Source organism: Rhodoplanes elegans (genome assembly GCF_016653355.1).
GTDB classification, from domain to species: Bacteria; Pseudomonadota; Alphaproteobacteria; order Rhizobiales; family Xanthobacteraceae; genus Rhodoplanes; species Rhodoplanes elegans.
Genome location: NZ_NHSK01000213.1, coordinates 34,917 through 57,148, shown reverse-complemented (window position 1 = coordinate 57,148; position 22,232 = coordinate 34,917). Strand labels below are relative to the sequence as shown.

Here is a 22,232-nt window from a genome sequence, read left to right as displayed (position 1 = left end):
CGCGGCGCGTCCGCCCGACTCGCGCGGCGAGGCGCGCGGCGAGCCGGCCGACGCCGATTTCGGCGCCCGCGGCGGCGTGCGGCCCTATCTCGACGACCACGACTATCGCGAGTCCGGCGGCGGCCGCCCGTTCCCGCTGCAGCCGGAGACGCTGCCGGCGCGCGCCGGCGACGATCTCGGCGGCCCAATCAAGACGCCGCTCGGCGGCAAGCTCCTCAAGGGCGCGCTCGCCGGGCTCGCCTTGCTGGTCGTCGTCGGCCTCGGCTGGTGGCTGTGGCCGAGCGTGGCGGGCCTCTTCGGTCCGTCCGAGCAGGTCGCCACCGCCCCGGCCCCGAGCGCGCCCGCCGAGTCCAACCGCTCCGGCAAGATCACCGACCGGGTCGGATCGCAGCAGGCGCCGGGCGCCGGCCTGCGGCCCCAGCAGGCGCAGCCGGCCGTCGCCCAGCGCGTCGTCCTCTACGAGGAGGACCCGGCCGATCCGGGCGGCAAGCGCTATGTCGGCACCGCCGTGTGGCGCACCGAGACGATCGTCGCCGCCCCCGGCCAGGCGCCCGACATGGTGGTGCGGGCCGACATCGAGATCCCCGAGCGCAACACCTCGGTGCGCTTCTCGCTGCGCCGGAACACCGATCGCTCGCTGCCGGCGAGCCACACCATCGAGATCATGTTCACGCTGCCGCCCGACTTCCCCAACGGCGGCATCTCGAACATCCCCGGCATCCTGATGAAGCAGGCCGAGCAGACGCGCGGCGTCCCGCTCGCCGGCCTCGCCGTCAAGGTGACGACCAACTTCTTCCTGATCGGCCTGTCGTCGAGCGAGACCGACATGCAGCGCAACATCCAGCTCCTCAAGGAGCGGGCGTGGTTCGACGTGCCGATCGTCTACGGCAACAACCGCCGCGCCATCATGGCGATCGAGAAGGGCACCCCGGGCGAGCGCGCCTTCGCCGAGGCCTTCGCGGCCTGGGGGGAATGACGGTAGGGCGCGCCACGTGAGGCGCTCGAGGTGGAGCGGGCGGCACGCCCGGCTTCTCGCCTCGTCCTGAGGAGCCGCCGAAGGCGGCGTCTCGAAGGACGCGGCCCGGCCCGTATCGAACTCGCAACGGCGCTTCAGCCGACACGACTCGGCCACATGGTTCGAGACGGCCGCTGCGCGGCCTCCTCACCATGAGGGCGACGTCACGAGGTTCGCGTCTGCCGTTCAATCCAGCGCGATGCCGGCGCCTCGCTTCACCTCTCCCCAGCGGGGAGAGGTCGGGGTTCGCGCCGAAGGCGCGAAGCCCGGGTGAGGGGGTGCCGCCCTCTCGACAAAAGCAATCGGCGTCGGCACCCCCTCACCCCCGCCCTCTCCCCGCCGGGGAGAGGGAGCAACGCCGCACGCGCCGCGGCGTCAGAGGATGCCCGCGCCACCGTCCTGATGCGCCGACCCACGGAGCGGCGTCGTGATCCTCAATCCAGCGCGATGCCGGCGGCCTTGATGACCTCGGCCCAGCGGGCGCGGTCGGTCTCGACGAGAGCTTTCAGCACCTCGGGCGGGCCGCCCATCGGGGTTTGCCCTTGCGTCTCCATCGCCTTGAGGACGTCGGGGCGCTTCAAGACCTCGTTGGCGCGGGCGTTGAGCGTCTTCACCACGTCGGCCGGCGTGCCGGCCGGGGCGAACATGGCCCACCAGTTGTCGACGTCGACATCCTTGATGCCCTGCTCGGCGAAGGTGGCGAGGTCGGGGGCGATCGGGTTGCGGGCCGTGCCCATCAGGGCGAGCACGTCGACGCGGCCCTGCTTGGCGAGCTCGAGCGCCGCGTTGACCTGCATGAACATCGCCGAGATGTGCCCGCCGGCGAGATCCGTGACGGCCGGTGCGAGGCCGCGATAGGGCACGTGGACGAGCTCGATGCCGGCGCGCCGGCGGAACAGCTCCATGCACAGATGATGCGGCGTGCCGATGCCGGGCGAGCCGTAGTTGATCGGATCCTTGGCGGCCTTCGCCTTGGCGACGAAGGCGGCGAGCGTCTTGGTCCCGAGCCCGGCGTTGACGACCAGCGCGAAGTTCGCCGTCACCAGCGCGGCGACCGGCTCGAAGCTCTTCACCGGGTCGTATTGCAGCGACTTGAACAGGCTCGGATTCATCACGATCGTGTTGGCCGTGACCAGGAGCGTGGTGCCGTCCGGCGTCGCCCGCGCGACGCTGAGCGTGCCGAGATTGCCGCTGGCGCCGACCCGGTTCTCGACGATCATGGTGCGGTCCATCGCCTTGTGCAGATGCTCGGTGAGCAGCCGGGCGAACAGATCCGGGGCGCTGCCCGCCGTGTAGGGCACCACCACCGTGATGGTCGGGCCGCCTTGCGCCGCGGCCGGCGCGCCGCCGAAGCCGGCGACCGCGAGGCCCGAGAGAGCGAGGCTGTTGAAGCGGCGCCGCGAGAGGTGAGTCATGACGGGGTCTCCTTTTTTCGGGGCGATGTCGCGCCGAGGCGCGACGTGCTTCGGTTCCGATGTCGCGCCGGCGCGCGACGTGATCAGGTCGCTTCAGGTCGTCGCGGTGGTGATTCCATAGAGCCGGGCCGCATTGCCGGCGAGGATCGCGGACTTCTCGGCGTCGGTCAGGAACTCGGCCGACGAGATGAACTCGGTCGGCCGCGGATCGCCGACCGGATAGTCGGAGCCGAGCAGCACGCGGTCCGCGCCCACCGTCTCGATCAGGATCTCCAGCGCGCGGGGATCGTAGACGCAGGAATCGTAGTGCAGCATGCGCAGATAGTCGGTCGGCGGCTTCGTCATGTTGCGGCGCGTCGCCGGCTTCTCGATGTAGTTGCGCGTCACCCGCCCCGTGTAGAACGGCATGTAGCCGCCGCCATGCGAGATGCAGATGCGGAGATCCGGGAACGCGTCGAGCACGCCCTCGTAGAACAGCGAGGCGATCGCGAAGGTCTCCTCGATCGACTGGCCGAGGCTGTTCCACATCATGTAGGGGGCGAGCCGCGGGTCCGGATTGCCGGAGGGGTGCACGTAGACGACGGCGCCGAGCGCTTCCGCCTTCGCCCAGAACGGCCGCAGCGACGGATCGCCGATCTCCTTGTCGCGCACGCGCGACGAGATCTGCACGCCCTTCAGGCCGAGCGTCGCGACGCAACGTTCCAGTTCGGCGACGGCCAGATCCGGCGCGTGCAGCGGCACCCCGCCGAGGCCGGCGAAGCGATGCGGTGCGCTTTTCACGATCTCCGCGATCGCGTCGTTGTTGCGCTTTTCGATCGCGAGGCTCTCCTCGGGCGCGGCGAACCAGCTGCACTGATGCACGAGGCTCGCGCTCAGAACCTGCACGGCGACGCCGGTGCGGTCCATCGCGGCGAGGCGCTCGCTCACGTCGGCCATGCGACGCGCGATGTCGTCGTTGCGGGCGACGACCGCGGCCTTTTGGTCGGGCGAGAGGGAGGGGTCGGCCTCGGCGCGCGCGAAAAGGCTGTGCGGCTTGGTCTCCGCATAGACGGACGGCACGATGACATGCGCATGCACGTCGATCGCGAAGGGGCGCGAGGCCGGGGTCGGCTGGCTGTCTGTCATGTCTGTCAGAAATGTCCCGCGGTGAGGCCGGTGATCACGTGGTGTCACATCCAGTCGATCAGATTCGGCAGTCATTCCGGGGCAGCGCACTCGGGTCGGCGCTTTGCGCCGCCCGAGCACAGGCTCCGCGCCGAACCCGGACTCCAGCCGAACGTTCCGAGCTTGCCGCTGGGTTCCGGGTTCGCGGCTTTGCCGCGCCCCGGAATGACCGGAAGCAGATCGACCGGCCCGTATCAGTCGCGCGAGTCTAGGCGCGAGCGGACGCGCCGCTCAAGCCGGACGAGGCGGGACTAGGTCTTCGGTGGGCGCATGCGCGCGCGTTTCGCGCAGAAGCCGGAGCGCCGGCGTGCCGACGATGATGAATCTCGCTGTGGGGCAGGCACTTCTGGCGATGCGGCAGAGGCCTGTCGGAAGCTCTCGGCAGCGCGGTATAAGCCGCTCCAATAGGGAGCAAACAAATCACTATTTTACGCGGCGCCGGCCCCCGCCTAGCCTGACCCGCGCAGCGGCGTGCGCGGATCGCCGACGGCGATTTGGAGCGACCCCCGCTGACGTCGCTCCGTGCGCCGCTCATTCCCGCGTAAGCGGGAATCCAGAGCCGAACAACGTGTCGCCCCTGGGTCCCCGCCTTCGCGGGGACGAGCGGAATCGGTCTCATACCTCCGTGCGATTAAACCGACCTGTCTCCGCCCTCACCCTGAGGAGGCTGCGAAGCAGCCGTCTCGAAGGGCGAGGGCGGCCTCTGCATCGGGGCCGCATGGTTCGAGACGCGGCCTGCGGCCGCTCCTCACCATGAGGGGAGTCGATCTGATCGCGCGTCGGTGTTGTTCATCAGATCCGTAAGCTGCCCCGACCACGGCGGCGCGGCCACGCGCCATCGGCAACGAGCCGCTGCTCACGAGCAGCCGATCACCTTGAACTCGACGCGGCGGTCGAGTGCGTCGGTCGCGTCGTCGCGGCCGGTGCCGACGATCGTCTCACGTGAGCCGGCACCGCGTGCGACGATCCGGGTGCCGAGGCCGCGCGAGGCGCCGTCGAGGCGGCCCCGGATCGTCTCGGCCCGCAGGGCGGAAAGCCGGTCGTTGACGGCGGCCGGACCGGTCGGGCTCGAATGGCCGACGATCTCCAGGCAGGCGTCGCCGGCGGCGGCCCGCGTCGCGATCCGCGACAGCCACATCGGATAGGCGCGCGCCTCGCGGCCGCGGACGAACTCCGGCGTGCCGGGGCGGAACAGGATTTTTACCGCGAGATCGCGCTGGCGCAGGCCGTGGTCGACCAGCCGCGCGAAGGCCTCCTCGGCGTCGGTCTTGCGGCCGAGCTTGTCGAGCGTGACGTAGATCCCGTTGAGCACGCGCAGCTGCTCGCCGTCGGGGAGCGCAGCGGCGCGGCGATACAGCGCCAGCGCCTCCTTGTAGCGCCTGGCCGCATAGGCGGCGTTCGCCTCCGCGACGAGGGCGGCGACCGGCAGTTGCGCCACATAGGCGGGCCGCAGCGCCTCGCCGGGCCTGGTCTCGGCGCAGCTCTCCAGATACGCCGCCGTCGCGGCGTCGCGCCGCCAGGCCGGGCTGTCGGCCTCGGCGGGAAGCGGCGAGGCGTTCACGTCGGAGGCGACGGCCGGCGCCTGCGCCTTGGCGACCACCTGGCTGGTGGCCGTGTCGGCGAGCGTGAACCACACCCGGTAGGCGTCCGGCGTCTGCGCGCTCGCCGCCTGCCCGCCGCCCTGCTCGGCGTTCTGGCCGGCTGCGCCGGCCTGGACGGCCGACAGCGTGCCGATCAGCAGGAGCGGCTTTCGCGACAGCGCCTCCGGCGTGAACGGCACGATGCGGATGTGCGGATAGGCCTTGGCGATCTCGGCCGCCCGGCGGCCCGCCTCGGCGGCCGCCACGGTGTGCAGCCCGGTCTTGCCGTCGAGCAGCGGATCGACCACCACCTCCACCACGGACCCGTCCTTCGGCCGCGCGATCTTGTCGAACAGGGCGCGCGTGATGGTCGTCACGGCGTCGCCGAGCCGCAGCGGCTTGGCGGCCTGCGCCGGCGTGGTGGGGGCCGAGGAGGTCGTCGGGGCCGAGGAGGCGCCGGTGGCGGCGCCCGTCGCCGCGTCGCCCGCGGACGGTCGGCTGCCGGCCGGTGCCCCGGTCTGGGCGTGCAACGCCCCGACGTCGAGGCCGATCACGGCGACCGCCGCCGCGATGCCGATCCACGCCGCCCGTCCGAACCCGTCCGTCATCGTCGTCCCCGTTTCCGCCTCACCCGCGGCCCGATTGTCGTGCGGGCGCGAGGGCCGGTCAAACCGACGGCCCGCGTGTGTAGTGGCGGCGGGCGCACGATCGTTCGAACGCAGGACGCGCGACAGATGCGCCAGGACCCGACCGTTCAGCCGGATCGCGTCGTCAGTGTCGTGAGCGGAATCAGAGGATCGTCGGGATGGTGCCAGGGGCGGAATCGCAGAAAACGCATAGCTCGTTGAGAGAGCAGCCGAATCGGAGTTCGGTTTAGGTCGATACCCCAGGCACCTACCCCCACATTTTTTCAGTACGGTGGTTCGGGTCACGCCCAATCAGCACAAGGTCGTTCAAGAGCACATCCTGGCCCGGCGAGAGGCCGTGGAGTGGGAGAGGGGTGCGTACCCCGATGGAAGGTGCAAACGAAATCTCGCGCGCTCAAAGAAGGCGGGCAACCGCCGGCCAGTTCGTAGAGAGCTTCGTCGGACACTCAAAAGATAATTGCCAGCCGCGACAGCGAAGGCGCGGCTGGCTCGAATGCTCGCAAGTGGCGTCCAACAATTCGGTGGAGCTATCTCGCGCTCCGAAGCTTGCCAGAGCCGCTGCAGCGCGGGCAGGTCTTGCCATCCTTCTCACCCTTGCCCTTACAGTCCGGGCACGTTTCGAGTTCGATCTTTGGTTTGATCTTTTCAATGCGCCCTTCGAAACTCATGGTCTCCTCCAAAAGTAGAGCGAAGCAGGAAATCCACCCAGAGAAGATTGCTCAGGGCGAGAACGCATTCGAGCATGAAGTTGCGTGCGCACGTAAAAATTGTGGATAAGATCGTGGTTAGGCCGGCGACCCGCAAACGCTGTGTGAGCAATGTTCAAATGGTGGAAACGTCGAACAGAGCGCAGGCGACAAGCAGCCTCCGATGCCTCAGGGCTGATCGCTGCATTTGGGGCTGACCCCTATTACGTCGCTCGGGAGCGAGCTCGTGAAGAACGACACTGCGGGCAGGTGCTCGATGCGAACCGAGCAGCCGGTCACTGGGATCGCGTGCGGCGGGGGATCGGGCGCCGTCAATCAATGTGCAATTCCATGAGCTACGTAGACCTGCGGGTGGGGAAGGTGGCACGATGCGGAAATTTCCCGGTGAATCCGAGTGTCCCGACCAGCCTTCGGACTTCCCCCCACTCATGGGGCATCCTATGCTTACGAGGCGAAATAATAACAACCGTTGGTGGTAGAAGACAAGTCAGGAAATAACCAGCCTGTGGCGGGGAGCGGGAATGAACGTTGCCGTCAAAGCCGTAAAGCACGCGGCGCCGGGGCCGTATTTAGGTTTTGCGCTGCAGCCTGTTAGGCTCTGTTTTCACCTGTTGACGTGCCCCAAGGGTGCGGCTGTATCGCTAGAGCATTTCGACGATATCGCGATACATCACGCCGACGGGGCGGTGACGCTTGAGCAAACAAAGAGTGCACTAAAGCAGAACCCTCTCGCTGACTGGTCAGAAGATCTTTGGAAGACCATCGCGAATTGGCTCTGTGGTATTGCCGAAGGGCAAATCGACCCTAACAAATCTAGTTTCCAGATCTACGTGACCCCGCCGCACCAAGGCGGGTGGGCGAAGGCACTAAATGACGCTGCATCGACTGAGGACGTTGCTTCCCTCGTCAAGGCGATTGAGACAAAGTACGCTAAGCTTAAGAAGCCGAAGAGTTGCGACGCATTTCTTCAATGCTTCCTCAATACTTCACGCGAAGTGCGTGCGACGGTGGTCGCGAGGTTAAAGATTCTGAGTGAAGACGAGGATCCGGTTAATCCGTTGCGCGCCCTCATCAATACAGCCGTTGTGCCGGAATTGGTCGACGTGCTCTGCAATTCCGCAATCGGCATGGCAAAGGAACAGGCCGATCGCCTTATCCGAGAGGGTAAACCAGCGATTATTTTCGGAGACACCTTCAAGGCTGAGTTCAGGGCGTTTGTTCAGAAGGTGAACATCCCAAGTCTGCTTACTTCCTTTACCCCCGCGCCTCACGATGATGAGATCGCGGCTGTTTTATCGTTACGTCCAATCTTCATCCGTCAGCTTGAAATAATTAATGCTGCCGAAGATGATCGCGTGCGCGCTGTAGGCGATTATTTGAGAGCTTCTGCCGATAAATCGGCCTGGGCTGACTCAGGACTGGTCTTTGCGGGAAGTCTCTCAGAATGGGATGAGCATCTCGTATCGAGGCACGCTCTGATATGCGGCGAAGTGGCGGATCTCCACGCCGATCGTGATGCAGCAGTTTGTGGCCGCTTGACCTATCGACGTTGTGCTCAGCTCCAGGCGCCTTTGGACGGACGTGCGGTTCCGGGACATTTTGTGCATGGCTGTTTTAACGAATTAGCTAACGACATGCGGCTTGGGTGGCATCCAAACTACAGACTGCTCTTGAATGAGGACGAAGGATGAGTCCTCGTTTAACCGAAGTCGAGATTGTGCAGAACCCTGCACTTGGCGCCTATGCAATATGGCGTTTTGGAACCGGTATCAGGAGGATGCCGGTCGCCCGGCGATTCTACCGCTCGCCTTTCTTGTTCTCCCTCTAGTCCTTCACAGACCAACCCTTGAACTGATCGGTTCTACCAGAAAAGCGTCCGGCCTCGCTCTTTTTGCTGCCAAGCTGGGTGAGGATCGTGAGAATCTTCTAGCGGTGCACGAACGTGCCTTGGCGTTGCGATGGCTGACGCTGCAATCCATTGCCATGGGGGTGAGCCGCCAGTTGCTAACGCTAGATTATGATGCGGTCACTCTCCGAGCGAATGCTGCCGTTCCAAACATGCGTAAGCCAATCGTGCCGGAACGGATTCGGGGCCTCGCGGGCGCTGCCGAGAAGGTTGGGGACTGGTTCGCAAAAGTTCCGTTGGCCCAAGTGGCCTCAACTCTCGCCGTGGAGTTCTGATGTATTTCCAGCTCCGAAAACTTATTCTTTGGCCGCGCATTGAAGCTGCGCCGCGTATTCTGATGTTCAAGCCGGGTATAGTAAATGTAATCAGCGGCGCGTCAAAGACGGGTAAATCCGCCGTCATCCCAATCATCGATTATTGCCTCGGCTCGGATAAGTGCGCGATTCCGGTCGGGGTAATTCGGGAGAATTGCAGTTGGTTCGGAATTGTCGTCGACACTCTGGAAGGCCAAAAGCTCTTAGCCCGGCGCGAGCCGGGCGAGCAGCAGAGCACCGGCGACATGGTACTGGTCGAAGCGGCTGAGGTCATGGTGCCTGACCGGATCGCAGAAAAGACGACCAACGTAGATGCAGTGAAGGGCGTTCTCAACCGTTTAGCGGGCTTGAGCAGCCTTGAGTTTGAGCCCAATTCAGACAATGGGTTCAAATCCCGTCCCGGCTTTCGCGATTTGATGGCATTCACCTTTCAGCCTCAGAATATCATCGCGAATCCGGATGTGCTGTTCTTCAAGGCGGACACAACCGAGCATCGCGAAAAGCTGAAGACAATTTTTCCGTATGTGTTGGGGGCTGTTACGGCCGCGGTTTTGCAAGCCCGTTTTGAATTGGATCGCCTTAACCGTAATTTGCGGCGGAAAGAAAGCGATCTGCGTACGATCGTCTCGGCGACTACAGCGTGGCAGCTTGAAACGCAGGGTTGGTTACGAGAAGCGGTCGAGATCGGGTTACTGCCGCCTGATCAAACGATTCCTGCGGACTGGCCGAGCATCATTGATCTGCTCCGCCAGGTGGTGGCGAGTCACGCGCGAAATGCTCGACCTACACTTGCCGGCATCGATCCGATCTTGAGCCGGTTGGAGACCCTGCGCACCGAGGAAGGAAACACGGCACGGGAACTTACGATACACCGCCAGCGCCTAAATGAGTTGCGGCGGTTGCGCGAGAGCAGCGAGGCGTATGGTGGTGCAATGCTGATACAGCGAGATCGGCTCGCTCTCGCTAAATGGCTACGGGATATCGTTGAAAGGGAAGTAGAAGATCCGATCGTCAATATTGGGCGCGGTGGTCGCGAGCAGTTGCTAACCCTGTGCGACAATCTCAACGTCGTCGAGGTGAAACTCAGAACACATCCGACTGTCTCAGACACGCTCGACCGGGAAACGCTTCGACAGCGAACCGGTGCTGAGCGTGTTCTCGAACGGCTCAATCAAGTACGAACTGAAATTGCGCGGTTAGAGCGTGACTCTGATACAGCGCGGGAAGCTGCTGATCACTTCGATCGCACCGAACGATTTTTAGGGCGCTTAGAGCAGGCGATCCAGCTTTATGAACGTGCTGATCAGTCATCAACGCTGCGCGAGGAGATCGCTCAGATCCAAGCCGAAATATTGGCTCTACAGCGGGTCATTTCGGAAGCAGAGATTCGCAGGAAGCTCCGCAATGCCCTGGATCGTATTGAGTACATGGCGAGCCATTGTGTACCACAGCTTGACGCAGAGTGGCCGGATGCGCCGGTTCGGCTAAGTATTGAAGACCTGACTGTAAAGGTTGTTCGAGGGAGTCGCGATGATTATCTGTGGGAAATTGGCAGCGGGGCGAATTGGCTTGCATACCACATCGCGATAACGCTCGCGTTGCAGAAATATTTTCTGGCTGAGCCGCATCATCCCGTACCAGGGCTGCTCATATACGATCAACCTAGCCAAGTCTATTTTCCCAAACGGATGGCGCAGGATGAGTCGCCAGAGATTGCCATTTGGCGCGATCAAGATGTTATTGCGGTGCGGAAGGTGTTTTCTTTGTTAAGCGCAGAAGCTCGCATAGCTAAAGGGCGCCTTCAGATTATCGTGCTGGATCACGCAGGTGAGGATGTTTGGGGCGGATTAGACGGCGTTGAAGTCATCGAAGAATGGCGCGGGCGCGCGCTCGTGCCATCAGAATGGATCCCTCGTCCAAATCCTGCCGGTTAACGCGCGCCTATCTCTCTCGGCGGACGGCATGCTATGCCTATCGGTCAGCCCGGCGATGCGACTGAACTCCTGTGCTGAGCATGTATCATTTTGTGGGGCTAAAATTCGGTCAGGCGTGCAAACTCAACGAGGTGCATCGGTATTCCAGTTTCCTCAGCATGCTTTTGAGTCGTTTCAAGAGCGCCGAAATAGCTCACTTTCCAACTCACGCGATCTAGGTCGATGTGCCGCATTATCTCGGAGAAATATGGATGGTCAACATTTGATAGAGAATGGCCCATTACGTAGATATGCTCGGTCTTGGCAAGCTCCGTGAAGAAGGTATCATTTGCGGCAATAATCTGCGCTGTTGGCTTGAATGTGTCTCGGAAGTAGCCATCGATAATTCTTTGTCCTTCGACTACTCGCGTGTCGGCGGCCTCTGGGTCTGCATGGAAGCGGTACGGGTCGGAATCGGACTCCGGCTCCCAGCCGTGGCCGAGAACAAGATGCGCATTTGGATCCGTGCCCGCACCGTGGATATGAAGGATCCGGCTTTCTGGCACTCCGTATAAGAGTTGCAATGTCGCTGTATAATTGAAATTAAGGAACTTGGCTGATGGATCTATTGGGAGTCGAATTGCTTCAATGTCAGACTTCGACGGAATGGCGAGTTGGCGAATCCACTCTTGGAAGCGTGCTTGCAACTTCACCGACACGGCTTCAACGGCTTGACTCATTTCGTATTGATAGTCGTGATTATAGGAATCGCTCCATTCCTCATCGCCGTAGCCTACGAGGAAAGTCGACGCGTTGTCTGTCAGCTTATCCACATCAAAATACGCCAACCGTTCCTCGAACTCCGCCCAGAACCCGTCGTCCATCTCGAAGTAACGCACTACGAAGTCGTAGGTCCTCCGGTCGTTGATCCTCACGTAGTCACCGAAGGCGCGATAGGACGACTTTATTCCATGATGAAGGTCGAACCCGTTCCCGATGATGTACAGCTTGTCGGACATGGTTGGCTCTGTTCATGTGCGCCAAGAGCGAGCGTCGGATAAGTACCGCACAGACTCGACGTCTCACAATGGACGATTGGGATTTGACAGAGTGTTTGAGCGGTCTAGGGCCTCTCGTCAACAAACTGCCGAGTAGAAGTCGAGGTGAGGGCTGTCGTGGCGTTGGTGACAGCCTGGGAGAACTCCGCTCGGGCTTCGTCAGGGATGGTCGCGGTGAATTCGGTCTGCATGGCTATGTCCGCTACTGCGAGACCGTTGAAGTGCCGGCGTTTATGAACGCGCGCGTTTTCGGGCCGAAGAACCCTGAAGCTGGGGCGATGCCATTTGCGGCCTGGAACTTCGCCAAGGCGCGACGGGTGGCGGGGCCGAAGGTGGTCGTCTCGTTCCCGGGAGAGCCGTTGCCGGAGGCGGCGACCGTGAAGCCTGCCGCGTTCAGGAACTGCTGGAGGGCGCGGACGTCTTCTCCGGTGGCATTGTGTTCCAGATCGCGGGTGAAGTTCGCTCCCGGTAGGGGAGAAGGGGACGCGCTCACCGTCTCGCTCGAAGCAGTTGTCGTCGCACATGCGGGGCGGAGGACGCTGTTGACGTAGGAGCGGGTGGCTTCGCCGAAGAACCCGGTGAACTTCACCAGGTTGATGGCGAGCGCATTCGCTTCCTGGAAGTGGATGAGGGCAGCCTCGGTCTTGGCGCCGTATTCGCCAGTCTCGTGGCCAGGGGAGCCGTCGCCAGTTGCCGCGATCTCGAATCCATGCGTGTTGAGGAACACCTGTAGGCGTCGGACGTCGTCACCCTTCGCGCCGCGGCCGAGATTCCGCGTGAAGGTCGCTCCATTGGATGTGCACGTGGTTGGGGTGACCGTGTCTGTCGCCGGTGCTGCGACCGACGCAGCCGCGGGCCTCGTCGTGGATGCCGATGAACTGGCAGTCTGGGGTGATCCCGATGAAGCCGGTATAGATCCCGCGATGGGGCCATTGCCTCCGCTGCTTCCACCGCCACCACCACCGCCTCCACCTCCGGCGGACCCGGACGAGCACGCGCTCGTCGTGAAGCTCGCGTCACTGCCGTATCCGATCCCGTTGGTGCTCGTGGCGTATGCCGCGAAGTGGTAGGTGGTGTTGCAGGTGAGACCAGTGAGCGCAACCGTGAACGCGCCGGTCGAGAACGGCCCGGCGCTATCCGTCGTAGTTGCGCCGTAGCTTGCGGTCGTGCCGTACACGAACCCGCGGACGGAGGGGCTTGTCGTCCCCACATCGGTAATCGTCCCGTTCAGCGTGGCGGTGGCCTGGTCGATCGACGACGCGGCTTGGGTCGTCACGATCGGCGCAGCACCCGCGTACGATCCGGCACCGTACCCGCCGGAACCGTACGTCCCGGCAAATGCAAAGAGCGGAGCAACGAGCGCCCCGAGAACGAGCGGAAGAACCGCGCTACGCCACCTTCCCACCATAAGTGCTGTTGCCGTACGCGTGAGCGTCGGCCGTCTTGAGAAGGCTTGTGCCGCTTTTGAGTCCTGCGAATAAACCGCCGAAGAGCACGGCAGCGAGAGCCAGGCCGCCGACCTTCAAGAATTCTCCTCTCGTATAGAGCGTGTCTTCGTTCATATCGGCTATTCGATGATGCTAGTCCCTCGATTATATACGCGCCGCGCGATGGCGAGCGCGGTTATGCACAGCACGAACGCAGGGATCGTCACGAGGAGAAGCGTGAACACGTCGGTTGTAGGGGTGAGGACAGCGAGCGCGACCAGGAGCACCAGGAAGATCTGCTTCCACTTCCCCGCGAGGAGCGCCGGGTTGAGGAGGCGCACGTATGCGAGCCCGACAATCACGACCGGGAGTTCAAGGACAACGAACGACACGAGGAGCTGCAAGAGTACGAAGGACAGGTAGCTGTCGGCCGTGAGCATGAGCGTCGTTCCGGGGACGGTGAAGCTCGACAGGACCCGGATCGAGACGGGGACGAGGTAGAAGTAGGTCGCCGCGGCAGCGCCGAGCGCGAGGAGGAACGAGACACCAACGAGCCCGTAGAGAAACGATCGCTTTCCACGCGGTAGCGCCGCCCCGACGAACCGCGCGAGGAGTGCCAGGAGGAGCGGCAAGGACAGGAAGAGTGCCCCGAGGAAGGCAACCTTCATCTGGAAGAGGAACGGCCCCAGGGGCGACAGGAACACCAATCCGCCTGGAGAATCCGCTAGCAGAGCTGAGATGAGCGGCCGGCTGCCCCACGAGAAAATCGCTATCGAGGTGGAGATGAAGAAGCCGCCGGCAACAAGAACGCCGGTGCGCAGCGCACTTACGTGATCCCAGAACGGCAAGCGTCCATCATCCATCAGCCTCTCTTCGACTTCGCTGTATCCTTCTCATCGGGCTTGAGGCCGTCAGTGAAGCCGGACTTCAATTCCTGGAAGGAGCGGCCAATGCTACGCGCCATGTCCGGCAACTTGTCTTTGCCGAAGAATAAGAGGAGCACGAAGATGATGAGTAAGAGTTCTGGGGCGCCGAGGCCAAAGAGTTCCATATGCCGACATTCTACCGTGCACCTGCCTTCACGCAATGGTGCGGCGGGTGCTGATCCGGGAGGCGTTTAGAAGTCGGCACCGGCCCAGGCTTATTTCCGAATGTTTCTCACGAGTGATGAACACAGGCGCCGCACTCGCGTAGATTGACTCCCGGGCAGGCTGTGGTGAAAGGCGCAGGTGTCCTATGTCCGGTTCCCGCCGACCACGACATCTGCGGCCCTGGTCTCTCAGATCAGGGCTTTTTCTTTCTTGGTGACAGGTGTGGCCGGCAGATTGAAACCGTCGGGATCGATGCGGCTACTGTGAAGAGCCCTTCGGACCTCACAGTAGCTTTCCTGTGAAAAGAGGAAGAAGGAAAGCGGCGGGGCGGTGCAGCGGCGGTAGACTGCGAGCCGTCCGCTGACGCTCGTTCACGTACCCGCATGATTGCCCACATCACCCGCCGCGAGATGTACGACCTCGTCTGGGCGGAGCCGCTCGACACCGTTGCCGGCAAGCTCGGCATCTCATCGTGGCACTTGAAGGATTTGTGTACCCGACATCGCGTACCGGTTCCGGCACCGGCCTATTGGCGCGACAAGGCGACCGGGAAGGACCCGCGGAAGACGATCTTTGCCTCGTCCGACGACCCCACGGTCGAACTCATCAGCCTCGATCCAAACAGCCCGACGGACTCCGTTGTGGAGCAGCGCCTCGAACGAGCGCGCGCGGCACCGATCGCGCTCCGCCATGTGGTGAAGCCGCGCGTGGCGAACCCGCGGACCATCGAGTGGAGTCCGGTCGAGAAGCCCCACAAGGTCGTGGCGCTCACTGCACATAGCCTCCGACGAGCCAAGCCGGATCACGATGGCATCGTCGAGATCAGCGGCGAGGGGCTCCTCACGCTGCGACTGGGGGCGGATTCGATAGAACGTGTAATTTTCATCCTCGACTCTGTGGTACGGGGGCTAGAGACGCGGGGTATGACCTGCACCGTCGCCGGGCATTCAGGCGAGATCGCCCGTCACCGACGACGTTACGGACAGGCTCAGGTCGAGGTGCACCGCGGCGCAGACAAGGTGCCCTTTCTCCTCACCGAGTCGATCAAGCGGCAAAAGCACGAGCCGACCGTCGCCGAGTTGAAGGCGGAAGAGCGGTACCGGCTCGCACGCCAGCGGAACTGGTCGCTTCCGTACGAGCGGCAGTATCCGGAGTTCGACTACATTCCGACCGGCGAACTGGCCATCTCGGTCGAGGCGTATAGCAGGGACCAGCGACGGCGAAACTGGCGAGACAACTCAAGGGCCACTCTTGAATCGCGAATCAAGGACATCATCGAGGATCTTGACGGGTGGGTCGAGTCCGCGAGGGTTGGACGGCTTGAGCGTGAGCGGAGCCATCGCGTCTGGCAGCGAGCCGAGGAGAACCGGAAGCGAGCCGAGGAGCGGAAGAAGCGGGAGACAGCACGCGACAATCTGGTCGATGAGATTGTCGAGCTCGGGCAGAAGGCGGAACAGCTCCGCTCCTGGATCGCTTGGGCAGGGGATATCGAGGACGCCGAGACCCGGCGCATGTTGAGCTGGGCGCGCGAGCGCCTCAGTGAGATTGAACGTGCGCTCGATCCGGCGTCGTTCGGTGACTGGCTGCGGGAGCACAAGCTGTTCCCGGAAATCGATCCATTCGCGTCGCTGCCCGAAGACCCCGATCTGGATACGCCATCTTCGCAGGACAGTTTGCCCGCGTGACTTAGCAACTGCATGCTCGGCGCCGGGAGCCGATCATCGACTGAGGACCCGCTATCCACCTATCTGGAGGATGAGGTACCAATAGTCAGTGCCCGCGGCCGGCGCTCCGGCCACTCGATTATGCCCGGACACATCAGATCGAAGTCGTAGCGGGCCTCTACGCCCGGGCAATTTCGCCCGTCACAGGAGCGCTCGCCGGTTTCGAGGTCGACCCAATGCTGCGAAGAGTCTTCTACGGGATGTGCCGCTGGAGAGTACCGAAGCAGCTTCCCGTTGTTGGTCCGAACCAGCTTTTCTGCGCAATTGGCTTCGGCCCAGTGCGTCCGACCGCCTTCGCTCTGAAGCTTGCGGTTGGCGCACCCGGGATCTGGCTTCGTGCGGACGTGGATATCCCACGAACAGAAGGCCTTGGCGTCCTGCTTCGTGACCTTACCCTCGATGCGCACATACGACGGGCCTATGCGCGTGAGCCTGTGAATTGTCACGGGGATGCACAATCCGCAATCCGCAATCTTCATTCCGTTCGGGCGACTCGTCGTTCCACGCTCCGAACCGCAGTGCAGCTGCCGCGCAACGGTGTCAGCGAGATTGCGCGCAATCTGCTCCGCACCCTGCCGTAACGCGGGGACCCGCGCGATCGAGCACGCGGTGTCATCGGCTATTCTCATTACCAGGAACTCATGACGATCGACGTCTTTCCCCGTGACGTGATCCTCCTCGCTCCGCCACGTCTGCAGGATGGCGGCGTATGGACGTCCTCCCTCAGTCCGCCATTCGAGCGCGTCTCCGTACCAACGATCTGTTCCTCCTCGCCACTCCAGAGTCTCGTCGATTGTGAGCCACTTTCCGCGCAGTGAGAAACCAACCGCGACGAGGATGCCCTCTTCGGAAAAGCGCGCCTCATAGCCGTTTGGGCCGCGGCATTTCATCGAAGCAAAGTCGTCGGTCACCCTGATCTTGCACGCCTCGCCCTCTAACTTCGTATAAGTGCTTTCAGCAGCTCTGGCACCGACCACGCCGAGTGTCGCGCCTGCGAAAAAGGCTGCTCCGGCCAATACAATTCGAATGCCGCACGAGCATAGATCAATAATGCATCCGCTCATCGCCGTCTCCGTGAACTACAATAACCACGCCGGAGGTTGAACCGTACGGTGTCGCAATCAAACGGATTTCGTGTGGATGGAATCGACAAAATTTGACGGATTGCGCTCGACCGAATTGTTTGAACATCCGAGCCGCACGCCGGGGCAGGGAAGAGACATCCGCGTCTCAGGAGTCGCGAAGCGCCTGAGGCAGAGGGGCAGGAGATGAATTCTCGCGGCGATTAGGCCGAAAGCGCGATCACGTCTTCCATTCGGATGAGCGCTGAGATGCGCTCGGCGCTCATTTTCCAGGATGCGGGTAGCGATTCGATCTGTCCTGCCCCGGCAGCGCGCGGTCCACGCGTGTAATCTTCCCACAATATGGTGTCGCCGCGCCCTCCGGCCGCTGCTTTGAGGCGTTCCGCAACCTCGCGCGGCCACGCAAGGTAGATTCTCGGCATCTCATCTTCACGGACGTCCTTAAATTGCACGAGGCAAAGAATGGTACGCGGTCGATGTCGCCTAAGCCACAGGTCAGCTGCCGCATAGTAATTGGCGTTTCTGATCCTCGATAATTGCGTCTGGGTAAGTCCCCAGCCACCGTCTTTGCTGCCTTTTACCGAAATCTTCAGCGTCCGGTCGTTATTCGCTATGATGAGATCGTATTCAGGCTGATTAGCACCGTATTGAACGGAGACATCATATCCGTAGCGAGCGAACTGCGCCGCGGCGATTGCTTCGGCGGCCGTAGCAACGTGCCAATTCGTTTTCATCGCGAGTAATCCCGGGCGAAGGCGGTCGAACTCAATACGCCAGATGGAACTACAAACTGCTCCACAACACCAAGCGATCAGACCCAGAGGGAGCGGTTTGCGATTTGATCAAAGCGCTACCGGAGCCCGAATTGGGCTTTTGAAACAAGCGCGCCGTTCTGAAACATCGCGTTCATATTCCCACCGAAGATGCCCTCTCCGCTCCAACCCACCATGACCGTACTGTGGCCGGCTAGATCCACGCGCGACATTTCCGTTCCTGGGCATCCGATGATGCGGGACGCTTCCGGGTAGCTCATGCCCTCCCTTAGTGAGAGAAAGTGATCAAGCGTCGCCTTACACGGCCTGACGGGTTCTGGTGCGGGCGGCCGAGCTGGCTCAGCGGTCGGCGACCCGGCCGCACGCACTGACTGCTGTGTGCCGGGCCTGTCGGGCATGGTGAAAAACAGTCCGACAATAAAGACACAAATGAAAACGAGAACTGCGATTGCGGGAATTCGGAGACGGTCAAATCCCGAGTTCCCCGACTCATCTCCAGCGCGGTCGGGTTGAGAAAATTGGTCGAGTGCCGATTTGGACAGAGTGCTGGACTGGCATTCGAGGCGTTCGATCAACGATGCGTTGTCGGTGCGGACCAATGTCGGCAATCGAAAGAAATCACTGAGCAACCAAATTCCGAGTGCGGCGAGCAAAAACGCACCAATTCCGGCGAAAAGCGTCATCCATCCGGTGATAGTCAAGCCGAGCTGAAGAAAGCCGGTGCCGGGCCGCTTGACGTAGAACCGATGAGCGCCGAACCCGCCGAAAAGGATCAATAGAAAATATGCGACCGCTACAGATCTTTTATTTGCGTCGAACAGCAAGAGCGCGCGCGCATCAGTGCTAATGCCTGAGCGAGGCGAGAAATCATGAATGCCCATGGCGCTCCCCCTCGAAGCACCCGGTAGTCGGCGCCGGCCGCCTGGAGTTCACGCTCGCCAATGTAGCCTAGAGAAGTAGCAAGAGGGTAAAGCGGGGACGCAAACTCGCTAGCAGGGGAGGCTGGCGCGAATTCGCAATATCCCGAACGGCTCCAATCTCAACCAAGATGCTGATCAATCGAACCCATGGTACGGCCTTGGGAGCAGGCGTGTCGGAGGGATCCCCGACGGGATCGAATTGTCGAATCGTCACCGCTTCGCGTGCTGTTCGAAGCCGCTTTCGGGAATGCACGCCGCCACAAATATGCGACCGAACTCGGTCAGCATCATCTTGCTCTCTCGGCGAACGCCGGTCTGTACGTTCGGCGATCCGAAGATGGGGGTCTGCTTTTCGACGGGCCACGCCACTAAACTCAATGAGTCGAGGTGCGAGTACATGACCTCGATCATTTCCGGGACGTAAAGCTCCTCTTTTGGCAACTCACTTTTAATGATTGCGCGATTGAAGAACTTATTTTGCGCTTTATCGAAGTCCAGTGAATCAATAATCTCGAAAGATCTATCCTTTAGCCGGTAGAGAATCCATGCCTCGTCACGGCTGAGCTGAGAGATGATGTACGCAAATGCGGGATGGATACTCGCGTTCTTTTCCTTATCCATTGCTTTCGTGAGAATCTCTTCATAAAGCGTCCAGAGGGGACTGCTTTCGTCGATGTACCGCATTCTTTCGAGTGCAGGTCCCACGACTTCGGCGGGCGGCTCTATGCGCCTGTCTGCGGGGACTCGCTCCCCAATTCGCTTCACCATCGGCTCAAGTCGGTCCTGCAGTGCGGCGGCCAGCTGCAGCGGAGCGAGCAGAAGACGGGCCGTCTTTACGGCATCCGTCCCGAGCTTGCCGACCTCCTTAGCGGGGCCAGAAAGCATGTCGTCATAAACTTTTCCGATGGTCTCTTTTGGAATAAGTTTTCCGAGTTGCTCAAGGTCAGGGCACATTGCGATTCTCCCCGTTTCAGAGACTATACCTCTGCGGCTGCGATCCGACACGTAGATTTCGGGATTTTGAAGAAGGAGAACGTCGCCGCGAGCGGCGGCTCGAATATCCCGAACGGATCACCCTTCCGCTCTCGACCGAGATGCTGGCCGATCTCGACCGTGTTGAGCGAGCCGGGGAGATGCGAGTCGAGGTGATCCGCGAGGCGATCGGCCGGGAAGTCAAAGGCCGAAATCGAGGAAGGGTCTGAGGCGCAGAGTCGGCCACCGTCGAGGTCCGAGTATCGGATGGTCAAAGCAACGCCTGCAACACTGGCTGCGCTACGGCGGCTATAGCAGCATGGCCAGCCTCGTTCGGGTGAGTTCCATCCGTGGTCAGCGACGCTGTAAACCGTGCGGGCGTTGCTCCATCAGATACCGCGGCTTCAATATCAAATACTGGCCGGCCTAACCCAAGCAAGGTATCACGAAATGCCAGACGATATCCATCCGCCGTAGTATTCCATGCCGCTGCGGTGTTCACGCATGGAGTCCAAAGCACGGCAGGTTTCGTGGTGCCGTCAATCGCTGCCAGGGCGGAGGTCAATCGAGTGGCTTCAGTGGCGATTGTAGATGAAGACGGCGCGCCATCATTTGGCGAGAAGGCGCTGTAAACATATATGTCCGAATGGCATTCGGCGGCAATGAAATCTTGAAGGCGGGTTAAAAATGTTGCGGTCGTTGACGATGACATTCCGTTATTGACGTAACCAATAACGGTTCCCGGATTTGCAGAGCGAAGCGCCGAGACGGACTGCCATAACCATCCGTTTCCGAAATTTCCCAATCCAGCATTAACTGCACCTTCCGTTATGCTGTCGCCGTGGCCCGATATTGTAATCGCTCGCTGTCGCACCTTGTACTCAAAACCCATTAACAGCGGATTCGTGTAGCCGACCCCGGGCATAGATGTAAAGTTGCCAGATGCGAAATTGCCGGCATTTCGGTACATATATAGGAAACGACCATTGTTGATGCCGGAAGTGGCGGACCATGGCATGAAGTTGTAATTGCCGAGAGAGAAGTCGCCGGCTGGCAGATAGAGTCGGACCATCACAACAGGTAATGTCTCGCCATCGATTCGGTCGAGTGTGGTAAGCGGGATCCAGTCCGACCAAGAGATCGTCGGTCTGTCGGTTGCGCCCGCGGCTATGGTAACCGATGTAGCGCCACCCCACGTGATCGGCACCCATGTTCCGCTCGACGGAGTGTATCGTTCGGCGCCGGATCCGAGCTTGTTTGAAACCGCCACAGCCCCGGCGCTGACCGTCATTGGGTTTATATTGACGTTCAACAGCTTGAATCGAAAAGCATGAGCAGTCGCCTCGACTGTAAACGTTTGGTGATAAGTATAGGCGACTGCCGCAGAGCCCGTTGACTGCTTTGCGCCCCACTGGTTGCCGACAATGTACTCGCGTTCACCCTGGGCTGCGGTGATGGCGGCCACGCCCCGCAGCATACTTAGGAGATGAGCGTGCTAGCCCCGGTAACGACGCGCTGCTTTCCGTTGGCTTCGAGGAGATACGCCACGTCGCCGTCGGAGAGGGAGACGTTGGTGGAGCCAGGCCCGTCAATGATGACGGTGCCACCGCTATCATTCACGATCTCGACGCCGTAGCCATTGCCGAGCGTGCCGACCGAGGGGACTGTGATCGTGATCGCCGCGGTCGCGACGATGCGCTTGCCTTCGTAGGTGGTGCCGAGCGTGAAGCTCGTGGCTGCGGTCGTCTCCAGGATTTTGCCGCCGACGTTGTTGCCGGCGGCGTCGTGACCGACGCCCAGATATGCATTCAGGACATCCCCCCAGCTTCCGCTATCGCTCCCCGGTGTCGGCAGTCGTGCCATATGCCGGGCATTGTACCGCGGCGCTGGCGGGGGATTCATGATGGGGTGGGGATAACGGCGAGTGTCGCTATATAATTCTACCGGAAGTCTGTATTCTGTCATGCGTTTTACGGTGGCACAGGCCGCCGATTATCCACCGGGGGACAGGCAATGGCTCGTCACGTCTTCTTCAGCTTCCATTTTGCAAATGACTTTTGGCGTACGCAGCAGGTGCGAAATATAAACGCTCTCGACGGACAAACACTTGCAAATCCCAACGATTGGGAAGCGATAAAGAAGAAGGGCGATGCGGCGATTGAAAAGTGGATCGCAGATCAGATGCATGGGAAGAGCTGCGTTGTCGTGCTCGTCGGCGCTGAAACCGCGAGCCGGCAGTGGGTCATGTACGAGATTAAGAAAGCGTGGGGCGATGAAAAAGGTGTTCTTGGTATCCGCATTAACGGATTGCTGGATCAGAATGGGAAGTCGTCAACTGCTGGAGTAAACCCATTTTCTAAATTGACGATCGGCAACAAATCATTCGCTGATGTTGCGCCGTTGAAAGTGCCGGCAGGCGCCGACAGCAAGGCGATTTATGCTTCGATTTCCAAGAATATTGAATCGTGGATTGAGGAGGCAATTAAAATTAGGGCGGACAATTAGGCGAAGCTCACTCGAACAA

The 22,232-nt window shown here is 61.4% G+C and carries 19 protein-coding genes and 1 pseudogene; 6 read left to right on the top strand and 14 right to left on the bottom strand.

All coding sequences use genetic code 11. From position 1 onward, the window contains the following. Positions 1 to 976 (top strand): annotated as a pseudogene (locus CCR97_RS24850) (hypothetical protein); the annotation flags it as partial. Positions 977 to 1,449: 473 nt separating this feature from the next. Here the strand turns inward: CCR97_RS24850 and CCR97_RS24845 are convergent. The 3 genes from CCR97_RS24845 to CCR97_RS24835 all read right to left on the bottom strand — a co-directional run bounded on the left by CCR97_RS24845 (position 1,450) and on the right by CCR97_RS24835 (position 5,782). After that, on the bottom strand, positions 1,450 to 2,430 hold the full coding sequence (locus CCR97_RS24845; RefSeq protein ID WP_111355310.1) for a Bug family tripartite tricarboxylate transporter substrate binding protein: 981 nt from the start codon (positions 2,428 to 2,430) through the stop codon (positions 1,450 to 1,452). Between the two features lie 93 nt (positions 2,431 to 2,523). Beyond that, positions 2,524 to 3,555: an amidohydrolase family protein gene (locus tag CCR97_RS24840; protein ID WP_170145660.1), complete on the bottom strand. Its 1,032-nt coding sequence runs from the start codon at positions 3,553 to 3,555 to the stop codon at positions 2,524 to 2,526. A gap of 895 nt (positions 3,556 to 4,450) precedes the next feature. After that, a complete protein-coding gene (locus CCR97_RS24835; protein WP_146618631.1) occupies positions 4,451 to 5,782 on the bottom strand; it encodes an OmpA family protein in 1,332 nt (443 codons plus the stop codon). A 1,267-nt stretch (positions 5,783 to 7,049) separates the two neighbouring features. On the opposite strand from CCR97_RS24835, the gene CCR97_RS24830 reads away from it, so the two are divergent. Genes CCR97_RS24830 through CCR97_RS24820 form a run of 3 tightly spaced genes read left to right on the top strand, consistent with a single transcriptional unit; the run spans position 7,050 to position 10,682 of the window. Further along, complete coding sequence (locus tag CCR97_RS24830) at positions 7,050 to 8,219, top strand: ABC-three component system protein (RefSeq protein ID WP_146618630.1); 1,170 nt, start codon at positions 7,050 to 7,052, stop codon at positions 8,217 to 8,219. 58 nt (positions 8,220 to 8,277) lie between these two features. Next, positions 8,278 to 8,709 carry a three component ABC system middle component gene (locus tag CCR97_RS24825; protein ID WP_201159971.1) on the top strand — a complete coding sequence of 144 codons (432 nt, stop codon included), beginning with the start codon at positions 8,278 to 8,280 and terminating at the stop codon, positions 8,707 to 8,709. Further along, the gene (locus CCR97_RS24820; RefSeq protein ID WP_111355308.1) at positions 8,709 to 10,682 is read left to right on the top strand and encodes a DUF3732 domain-containing protein; all 1,974 of its coding nucleotides are present in this window, start codon (positions 8,709 to 8,711) and stop codon (positions 10,680 to 10,682) included. The genes CCR97_RS24825 and CCR97_RS24820 overlap by 1 nt, the downstream gene beginning before the upstream one ends. 98 nt (positions 10,683 to 10,780) lie before the next feature. Here CCR97_RS24820 and CCR97_RS24815 read toward each other — a convergent pair whose 3' ends face one another. From CCR97_RS24815 to CCR97_RS24795, 5 genes are all read right to left on the bottom strand, one after another. Then, positions 10,781 to 11,680, bottom strand: a complete 900-nt coding sequence (locus CCR97_RS24815) for a bacteriophage abortive infection AbiH family protein (RefSeq protein ID WP_111355307.1) — start codon at positions 11,678 to 11,680, stop codon at positions 10,781 to 10,783. A gap of 241 nt (positions 11,681 to 11,921) precedes the next feature. Continuing rightward, positions 11,922 to 13,127, bottom strand: coding sequence for a peptidoglycan-binding domain-containing protein (locus CCR97_RS31900; protein WP_111355306.1), 1,206 nt, complete (start codon positions 13,125 to 13,127; stop codon positions 11,922 to 11,924). Beyond that, a complete protein-coding gene (locus tag CCR97_RS24805; RefSeq protein ID WP_201159970.1) occupies positions 13,108 to 13,281 on the bottom strand; it encodes a hypothetical protein in 174 nt (57 codons plus the stop codon). Before CCR97_RS24805 ends, CCR97_RS31900 begins: the two co-directional genes overlap by 20 nt. 5 nt (positions 13,282 to 13,286) lie before the next feature. After that, positions 13,287 to 14,009, bottom strand: coding sequence for a twin-arginine translocase subunit TatC (locus tag CCR97_RS24800; protein WP_111355305.1), 723 nt, complete (start codon positions 14,007 to 14,009; stop codon positions 13,287 to 13,289). Next, positions 14,009 to 14,197 (bottom strand): twin-arginine translocase TatA/TatE family subunit, encoded by a 189-nt coding sequence (locus CCR97_RS24795; protein ID WP_111355304.1) that lies wholly within the window; start codon positions 14,195 to 14,197, stop codon positions 14,009 to 14,011. Before CCR97_RS24795 ends, CCR97_RS24800 begins: the two co-directional genes overlap by 1 nt. A gap of 423 nt (positions 14,198 to 14,620) precedes the next feature. On the opposite strand from CCR97_RS24795, the gene CCR97_RS24790 reads away from it, so the two are divergent. Further along, on the top strand, positions 14,621 to 15,922 hold the full coding sequence (locus CCR97_RS24790) for a hypothetical protein (protein ID WP_111355303.1): 1,302 nt from the start codon (positions 14,621 to 14,623) through the stop codon (positions 15,920 to 15,922). A 59-nt stretch (positions 15,923 to 15,981) separates the two neighbouring features. On the opposite strand, the gene CCR97_RS24785 is transcribed toward CCR97_RS24790, so the two are convergent. From CCR97_RS24785 to CCR97_RS24760, 6 genes are all read right to left on the bottom strand, one after another. Next, complete coding sequence (locus CCR97_RS24785; protein WP_146618628.1) at positions 15,982 to 17,025, bottom strand: hypothetical protein; 1,044 nt, start codon at positions 17,023 to 17,025, stop codon at positions 15,982 to 15,984. 221 nt (positions 17,026 to 17,246) lie between these two features. After that, positions 17,247 to 17,777, bottom strand: a complete 531-nt coding sequence (locus tag CCR97_RS24780) for a hypothetical protein (protein ID WP_111355302.1) — start codon at positions 17,775 to 17,777, stop codon at positions 17,247 to 17,249. A gap of 116 nt (positions 17,778 to 17,893) precedes the next feature. Continuing rightward, complete coding sequence (locus tag CCR97_RS24775) at positions 17,894 to 18,697, bottom strand: NINE protein (RefSeq protein WP_111355301.1); 804 nt, start codon at positions 18,695 to 18,697, stop codon at positions 17,894 to 17,896. A gap of 249 nt (positions 18,698 to 18,946) precedes the next feature. Further along, on the bottom strand, positions 18,947 to 19,690 hold the full coding sequence (locus tag CCR97_RS24770; protein ID WP_111355300.1) for an Abi-alpha family protein: 744 nt from the start codon (positions 19,688 to 19,690) through the stop codon (positions 18,947 to 18,949). Between the two features lie 289 nt (positions 19,691 to 19,979). Then, a complete protein-coding gene (locus CCR97_RS32395; protein WP_170145658.1) occupies positions 19,980 to 21,173 on the bottom strand; it encodes an SGNH/GDSL hydrolase family protein in 1,194 nt (397 codons plus the stop codon). Positions 21,174 to 21,187: 14 nt separating this feature from the next. Beyond that, the gene (locus CCR97_RS24760; protein ID WP_111355298.1) at positions 21,188 to 21,571 is read right to left on the bottom strand and encodes a hypothetical protein; all 384 of its coding nucleotides are present in this window, start codon (positions 21,569 to 21,571) and stop codon (positions 21,188 to 21,190) included. A gap of 150 nt (positions 21,572 to 21,721) precedes the next feature. Between CCR97_RS24760 and CCR97_RS24755 the strand changes: the two genes are divergently transcribed. Further along, positions 21,722 to 22,213, top strand: coding sequence for a TIR domain-containing protein (locus tag CCR97_RS24755; protein ID WP_111355297.1), 492 nt, complete (start codon positions 21,722 to 21,724; stop codon positions 22,211 to 22,213). The last annotated feature ends 19 nt before the right edge of the window (positions 22,214 to 22,232 follow it).